Annotated in this window: 7 protein-coding genes; 5 read left to right on the forward strand and 2 right to left on the reverse strand. The window is 73.8% G+C overall.

Features of this window, described 5'->3' with window-relative positions; all coding sequences use genetic code 11:
- Positions 1 to 164: 164 nt before the first annotated feature.
- Positions 165 to 749, reverse strand: a complete 585-nt coding sequence (locus tag ACFV4G_RS11520) for a hypothetical protein (RefSeq protein ID WP_380438991.1) — start codon at positions 747 to 749, stop codon at positions 165 to 167.
- A gap of 324 nt (positions 750 to 1,073) precedes the next feature.
- Between ACFV4G_RS11520 and purN the strand changes: the two genes are divergently transcribed.
- Both purN and purH read left to right on the forward strand, forming a co-directional pair.
- Positions 1,074 to 1,733: a phosphoribosylglycinamide formyltransferase gene (gene purN, locus ACFV4G_RS11525; RefSeq protein ID WP_380438993.1), complete on the forward strand. Its 660-nt coding sequence runs from the start codon at positions 1,074 to 1,076 to the stop codon at positions 1,731 to 1,733.
- Positions 1,730 to 3,307, forward strand: coding sequence for a bifunctional phosphoribosylaminoimidazolecarboxamide formyltransferase/IMP cyclohydrolase (purH, locus tag ACFV4G_RS11530; protein WP_380438995.1), 1,578 nt, complete (start codon positions 1,730 to 1,732; stop codon positions 3,305 to 3,307). The genes purN and purH overlap by 4 nt, the downstream gene beginning before the upstream one ends.
- 81 nt (positions 3,308 to 3,388) lie before the next feature.
- On the opposite strand, the gene ACFV4G_RS11535 is transcribed toward purH, so the two are convergent.
- Positions 3,389 to 4,024, reverse strand: coding sequence for a hypothetical protein (locus ACFV4G_RS11535; RefSeq protein WP_380438997.1), 636 nt, complete (start codon positions 4,022 to 4,024; stop codon positions 3,389 to 3,391).
- 480 nt (positions 4,025 to 4,504) lie between these two features.
- Between ACFV4G_RS11535 and ACFV4G_RS11540 the strand changes: the two genes are divergently transcribed.
- The 3 genes from ACFV4G_RS11540 (at position 4,505) to ACFV4G_RS11550 (ending at position 7,030) form a co-directional block, all read left to right on the forward strand.
- The gene (locus tag ACFV4G_RS11540) at positions 4,505 to 5,359 is read left to right on the forward strand and encodes a bifunctional methylenetetrahydrofolate dehydrogenase/methenyltetrahydrofolate cyclohydrolase (protein WP_380438999.1); all 855 of its coding nucleotides are present in this window, start codon (positions 4,505 to 4,507) and stop codon (positions 5,357 to 5,359) included.
- Between the two features lie 21 nt (positions 5,360 to 5,380).
- Positions 5,381 to 5,809: a DUF3017 domain-containing protein gene (locus ACFV4G_RS11545; RefSeq protein WP_380439001.1), complete on the forward strand. Its 429-nt coding sequence runs from the start codon at positions 5,381 to 5,383 to the stop codon at positions 5,807 to 5,809.
- 228 nt (positions 5,810 to 6,037) lie between these two features.
- Entirely contained in the window at positions 6,038 to 7,030 is a 993-nt protein-coding gene (locus tag ACFV4G_RS11550) for a malate dehydrogenase (protein WP_380439003.1), read from the forward strand.
- Positions 7,031 to 7,173: the final 143 nt, after the last annotated feature.

Raw genomic sequence — 7,173 nt, forward strand, 5'->3', positions numbered from 1 at the left:
TCGGAGGACCGACCGTAGGGCGTGTCCTTTCGACTCAGGCCGGGCGCCGCGACGCCGGGGAGCGCACGTCGCCGCGTCGTCGTCGGCGGCCGATGTCCCTCAGCCTCCGCCCTGCGATTGGACACGCCCTGACGCCGCGGCCCTCCGAGCGGAAAGGGCCGGTCCTAGTTCCGGCCGTTCCCGACCAGGTCGACGTACCACTGCGGCGCGAGCCGGCTGCAGTTGTCGGCGCCGACCGTCGTCAGCGAGTCGCGGACGCAGGTCACGTAGTCGTCGTAGTAGAGCCCGAGGCCGATCACCGAGGACGCCACCACGACGGTCATCGCGCCGGTGAGCACCCCGGCGAGCGCGGCCGGCGTGAGCGGGTTCGGCCCGGCGGGCGCGACGCCCACGGCGGTGGCCGGCCGGGGGGCGCGCATCGCGCCGATGCCCCACACGATGCCGAGCGCGCCGACGAACAGCGCCACCCAGGTGACCCCGGCGAGCACGCAGATCAGCGCGAACAGCCCGGCGAGCGCCGCGTTGCGGGCCTTGCGCTGGGCCGGATCGGTGGGGTCGAGCCGTGGCGGCTGCGGGGCCGGCGGGCGGGGCTGCCGGCCGTCGCCGCCGGACCGGCCGGGGCCCTCGCCGTCGGGGCCGTCGCCGCCGTCGGCGGACCGGGGGGCACGCGGCTGCCACGGCTGGTCCGGGGCATCCGCCGGCGGCGGCGCGAAGGGGTTGCGCTCGCCGGGGTTGTCACCGCTGCTCATGGTTTCCGCCATTCCTTCTCGGTCGGTGGGGCGGGTGCCCGTGCCCCTATGATCCCGCAGCGGTCCGACGGGCCCCCGGCGGCCTGCCGGGCCGGGCGCGGGGAGATCCCCGTCTCAACTACGCGCGTAGCCCCGGCCGGAGGGTTCGGGGGCCGTCCGACCAGCCGTTATCGTGGTGACGGTCAGCAGCTCACAGAGGTTCCCCGGGGCCCGCGTCGCGGCGGGTTCTCCTGGTGTTCCCCCTCGCTCGACCTGCCGTTCGTAGTGGCCCCACCGCCGGTGGACGTACCAGCGGGCGGCGCCCGACCTACGGAGAATCGCGCAGTGGCCGCCGCCCCCGCCCAGCTCTTCCCGCCCCGTACGCCCGGACCGGCCCGCCTGGTGGTGCTGGTCTCCGGCTCGGGCACCAACCTGCAGGCGCTGCTCGACGCCGCCGCCGACCCGGCCTACGGGGCCGAGATCCTCGCGGTGGGCGCGGACCGCGACGGCATCGCGGGTCTGGAGCGCGCCGAGCGGGCGGGCCTGCCGACCTTCGTCCACCGGGTCAAGGACCACGCGGACCGCGCCGACTGGGACCGCGCGCTGACCGCCTCCGTCGCCGCCCACGAGCCGGACCTGGTCGTCACGGCCGGCTTCATGAAGATCCTCGGCCCCGAGTTCATCGCGGCCTTCGCGGGGCGGATCGTCAACACCCACCCCGCTCTGCTGCCGTCCTTCCCCGGCGCCCACGGCGTCACCGACGCGCTCGCGTACGGGGTGAGGGTCACCGGCTGCACCGTCCACCTGGTCGACGCCGGGGTGGACACCGGGCCGATCATCGCGCAGGGCGTCGTCGAGGTCGCCGACGCCGATCACGCCGATGGCGGCGAAGCGCTGCACGAGCGCATCAAGACTGTCGAGCGCAAGCTGCTCGTCGACGTCGTGGGCCGGCTGGCCCGCGAAGGTCACCGCATCGAGGACCGAAAGGTATGGATCCCGGCATGAGTGCCAGCTCCACCACCCCCCCTGTCTCCGAGAACATCCGTCCGATCCGTCGTGCGCTGATCAGCGTGTACGACAAGACCGGTCTGGAGGAGCTGGCCCAGGGCCTGCACGCCGCCGGGGTCGCGATCGTCTCCACCGGCTCGACCGCCGGCCGCATCGCCGCCGCCGGCGTCCCGGTGACCGAGGTCTCCGAGCTGACCGGCTTCCCGGAGTGCCTGGACGGGCGCGTGAAGACGCTGCACCCCCGCGTGCACGCCGGCGTGCTCGCCGACCTGCGCCTGGAGTCGCACCGCGCTCAGCTGGCCGAGCTCGGCGTCGAGCCGTTCGACCTGGTCGTCGTGAACCTCTACCCGTTCAAGGCCACCGTCGCCTCCGGCGCCACCCCGGACGAGTGCGTCGAGCAGATCGACATCGGCGGCCCGAGCATGGTCCGCGCCGCCGCCAAGAACCACCCGTCGGTCGCCGTCGTGGTCGACCCGGCCCGCTACGGCGACGTCCTGACGGCCGCCCGCGAGGGCGGCTTCGACCTGGCCACCCGCAAGCGCCTGGCCGGTGCGGCGTTCGCCCACACCGCCGCCTACGACGTGGCCGTCGCCTCCTGGTTCGAGGCCGGCTACGCCCCGAGCGACGAGCGCTTCCCCGAGTTCCTGGGCGCCACCTGGGAGCGGCAGAGCGTGCTGCGCTACGGCGAGAACCCGCACCAGGGCGCCGCGCTGTACAGCGCCGGCACCGGCGGCCTGGCCGGCGCGCAGCAGCTGCACGGCAAGGAGATGTCGTACAACAACTTCGTCGACACCGACGCCGCGCGCCGCGCCGCCTACGACCACGCCGAGCCAGCCGTCGCGATCATCAAGCACGCCAACCCGTGCGGCATCGCGACCGGCGCCGACGTCGCCGAGGCGCACCGCAAGGCGCACGAGTGCGACCCGGTCTCCGCGTACGGCGGCGTCATCGCGGTCAACCGCCCGGTCACCGTCGAGCTGGCCGAGCAGATCGCCCCGATCTTCACCGAGGTCGTCGTGGCCCCCGGCTACGAGGAGGGCGCGGTCGAGGTCCTGGCCCGCAAGAAGAACCTGCGGGTGCTGCTCGCCCCCGAGGCCCCGGTCAACCGCCAGGAGGTGCGCCCGGTCTCCGGCGGCGTGCTGCTCCAGGACGCCGACCGGGTGCACGCCGAGGGCGACGACCCGGCGACCTGGACGCTGGCCAGCGGCGAGGCGCTGTCCGAGGCGGAGCTGGCCGAGCTGGCCTTCGCCTGGCGGGCCTGCCGGGCCGTCAAGTCCAACGCGATCCTGCTGGCCAAGGACGGTGCCTCGGTCGGCGTCGGCATGGGCCAGGTCAACCGCGTGGACTCGTGCAAGCTCGCGGTCGAGCGGGCCGGCGAGCGGGCCAAGGGCTCGTACGCGGCCTCGGACGCGTTCTTCCCGTTCCCGGACGGCCCCGAGATCCTGATCGCCGCGGGCGTCAGGGCGATCGTGCAGCCCGGCGGTTCGATCCGCGACGAGCAGGTCGTCGAGGCCGCCACCAAGGCGGGCGTGACGATGTACTTCACCGGCGCGCGCCACTTCTTCCACTGACGGCGTGACGGAACGCAGGAGCGGCCCGGCTCCCTCCGAGAGGGGGCCGGGCCGCTCCGCGTCGCCGTGCGGGCAGGCCGGTCAGTAGCGCGGCCGGTTGAACCAGGCGACGCCGTCCCGGGTGGTCACCGCGGCGATCCACAGGACGCAGATCGCGATCCACAGCACGCCGATCCCGACCCCGACCCCGGCGCCCGCCGCGGCGCCCGCGACCTGGGAGTTGGCGCCCCCGGTGATCGAGCTGACCAGCACGCCGAGGCCGAGCAGCAGGGCGATCGCGCCGTACACGATGGTGGTGATCCGGGTGGCCGGGCCGCCGCTGCCGAACTTCACGCCGAGCGTGATGGAGAGCACCGCGGCGAGCAGGTAGACGACCCCGATGACCAGCAGGACGCTCGCCGCCGCGTTGCCGAAGATCGCGGTGTCGCTGCCGGTGGTGTGCTCGTTGGCGACCTTCTTGGCGCCGGCGGCCCCGATCAGCAGACCGGCCGTGATAAAGACCTGCACCGCGCCGATGATGAACAGGAACACCCGGGCGGTGACCATCAGACCCGGCATCGACATGCGCTGGGGCGCGACCGGCGGGTACCCGTACACGGGCTGCGCGGCCGGCTGCGGGTAGCCGTACCCGGCGGCCGGCGGGGCCTGCTGCGGGTAGCCGTACCCGGGCTGCTGCGGCTGGCCGTACGGGTTGTTCGGGTCGGGCGGGTAACTCATCGAAGCCTCCGGGCGGTTACGGGGACGTGGGGACGGGGCGGCGGAGCGCCCGGAGCCGGCCGGCGGGTCGGGGTGCCGGACGGACGGGACGCCGGTCGGGCGCGTCGGCGGCACGGCGACGGTGCCGCGGTGCCGAGCGCCGGCGGCTCAGGAACGTGCCCGGTGCGGAGCGAGCGGGAACGGCTGCGGCGCGCTGGACGGCGCTGTGTCGTGTGGTCGGCTCACTGCTTCTTTCCCCCGGGTGCGCCCCGCCGTGGTGTCCGTCGGCCCGTCACCGGGCCGGTCGCGGCAGGGCCGTGCCCCATATCGTCGACCGGACGGGAGCGCCGTGTCCAGCCGCCCCCGCGGCGGTGGCGAGACTGTGGCGCAACCGCAACGCGGTACCGGCCTTCCGTGTCCGTCCCGTTCTCCCGCGGGCCCCGGCGGAGCGGGTCCGGTGCCCTGGTACGGAGGCTTGCCGCGATCCGGGAGAATGGGGTCATGACTGCCCAGATTCTCGATGGCAAGGCCACTGCTGCCGCGATCAAGTCCGAACTCGCCGTCCGCGTGGCGGCCCTCAAGGCGAAGGGCGTCACGCCCGGCCTCGGCACCGTCCTGGTCGGCGACGACCCGGGCAGCCGCTGGTACGTGAACGGCAAGCACAAGGACTGCGCCGAGGTCGGCATCGCCTCGATCCAGCGCGAGCTGCCCGCCACCGCCACCCAGCAGGACGTCGAGGACGTCGTCCGCGAGCTCAACGCCGACCCGGCCTGCACCGGCTACATCGTCCAGCTGCCGCTGCCCAAGGGCCTGGACCAGAACCCGGTCCTGGAGCTCATGGACCCGGACAAGGACGCGGACGGCCTGCACCCGACCTCGCTCGGCCGCCTCGCCCTCGGCATCCAGGGCCCGCTGCCCTGCACCCCGCTGGGCATCGTCGAGCTGCTGCGCCGCCACGACGTCGAGATCAACGGCGCCGAGGTGGTCGTCGTCGGCCGCGGGGTCACCGTCGGGCGCTCGATCGGCCTGCTGCTGACCCGCCGCTCCGAGAACGCCACCGTGACCCTGTGCCACACCGGCACCCGGGACCTGGCCTACCACCTGCGCAAGGCCGACATCATCGTGGCCGCTGCCGGCGTGCCGCACCTGATCAAGCCGGAGGACGTCAAGGCGGGCGCGGCCGTCCTGGACGTGGGCGTCAGCCGCAGCGAGGGCAAGATCGTCGGTGACGTGCACCCGGGCGTGGCCGAGGTGGCCGGCTGGATCTCGCCGAACCCGGGCGGCGTGGGCCCGATGACCCGCGCGATGCTGCTCAACAACATCGTCGAGGCGGCCGAGCGCCGCGCCGGCGTCTGACACCTCCGGGAGGCGGCGGACATGAGTGACCCACGACCCGCGGCGCGGTCCCGGCAGCGGCCGGTCAAGACCACCGGCACCATCCCGCCGGAGGGCTCGGCCGCGGCCCTCGGGCGCGAGCACGCCCTGCCGGTGCGGCAGTGGCCGATAACGCTGGTCCTGCTGGTGGTCGGCGCCGGGCTCGCGGTCACCTGGTTCGCCGACTTCAAGGACGGTTTCAAGTTCGGGCTGCTGATCCTCGGCGGCGGCGTGCTGCTCGGCGCCGTCCTGCGGCTGGTGCTGCCGGAGGTCGGGATGCTCGCGGTGCGCAGCCGCTTCACCGACGTGATCGTGCTGGGCTTCCTGGGGTCGGCGATCGTCCTGCTGACGCTGGTGGCCCAGCCGAACCCGTGGCTGGAGTTCCCGCTGCTCGACAACATCGGGCAGCTGATCGGGCGTCCCAAGCACTGATCCCGCGCCACCGCGCCGCGCGACGGCCCCCGTCCGGGTTCTCCGGGCGGGGGCCGTCCGCGTGCCCGCCGGGCGTTCCGCCGTTGTGACGCATCAGCCACGCCCGCGCACGCGGCGTACGCTTCCCTTTGCGATAACCTGACGCCGGTCTCTCGATGTCGAGAGACCATCCTCGGCTCCAGTGCCGGTGTGCCTGGGGCACCTGGCGATTTGCTGGAGAAGGTAGAAATGACCCGCACCCCCGTCAACGTCACCATCACCGGAGCAGCCGGCCAGATCGGCTACGCGCTGCTCTTCCGCATCGCCTCGGGCCACCTGCTCGGTGCCGACGTGCCGGTGAACCTGCGCCTCCTGGAGATCCCGCAGGGCCTGAAGGCCGCCGAGGGCACCGCGATGGAGCTCGTGGACTGCGCGTTCCCGCTGCTGCGCGACATCACCATCACCGACAACCCGAACGTGGCCTTCGACGGCGCCAACGTCGCCCTGCTGGTCGGCGCCCGTCCGCGCACCGCGGGCATGGAGCGCGGCGACCTGCTGCAGGCCAATGGCGGCATCTTCGGCCCGCAGGGCAAGGCCATCAACGACCACGCCGCGGCCGACATCAAGGTCCTGGTCGTCGGCAACCCGGCCAACACCAACGCCCTGATCGCCCAGCGCAACGCCCCGGACGTCCCGGCCGAGCGCTTCACCGCGATGACCCGCCTGGACCACAACCGCGCCGTCGGCCAGCTCTCCGCCAAGACCGGCGCCCTGGTCTCGGACATCAAGCGCGTCACCATCTGGGGCAACCACTCCGCGACCCAGTACCCGGACATCTTCCAGGCCGAGGTCGCCGGCAAGCCGGCCTTCGAGGCCGTCGGCAGCGACCAGGCCTGGCTGGAGAACGACTTCATCCCGACCGTCGCCAAGCGCGGCGCGGCCATCATCGAGGCCCGCGGCGCGTCCTCGGCCGCCTCGGCCGCCAACGCCGCCATCGACCACGTGCACACCTGGGTCAACGGCACCGCCGAGGGCGACTGGACCTCGATGGGCGTCGTCTCCGACGGCTCCTACGGCGTACCGGCCGGCCTGATCTCCTCCTTCCCCGTCACCACCAAGGACGGCAAGTTCGAGATCGTCCAGGGCCTGGAGATCTCCGACTTCTCCCGCGCCCGCATCGACGCCTCGGTCAAGGAGCTGACCGAGGAGCGCGACGCGGTCCAGGAGCTCGGCCTCATCTGAGCCGCCCGGCTTCTTCGACGGCCCGCCGCCGCCCCCCCCCGGGGGGGGCGGGCCGGCCCCCTTCACAGGGGCGCTGTGTCACCTACCGAAGGGGGCCCGGGCCGCGGGCTCGGCGTGGTGCACCGGGGCGGGGGCTTGCACGG

Source organism: Kitasatospora sp. NPDC059747, from assembly GCF_042732955.1.
GTDB lineage: Bacteria > Actinomycetota > Actinomycetes > Streptomycetales > Streptomycetaceae > Kitasatospora.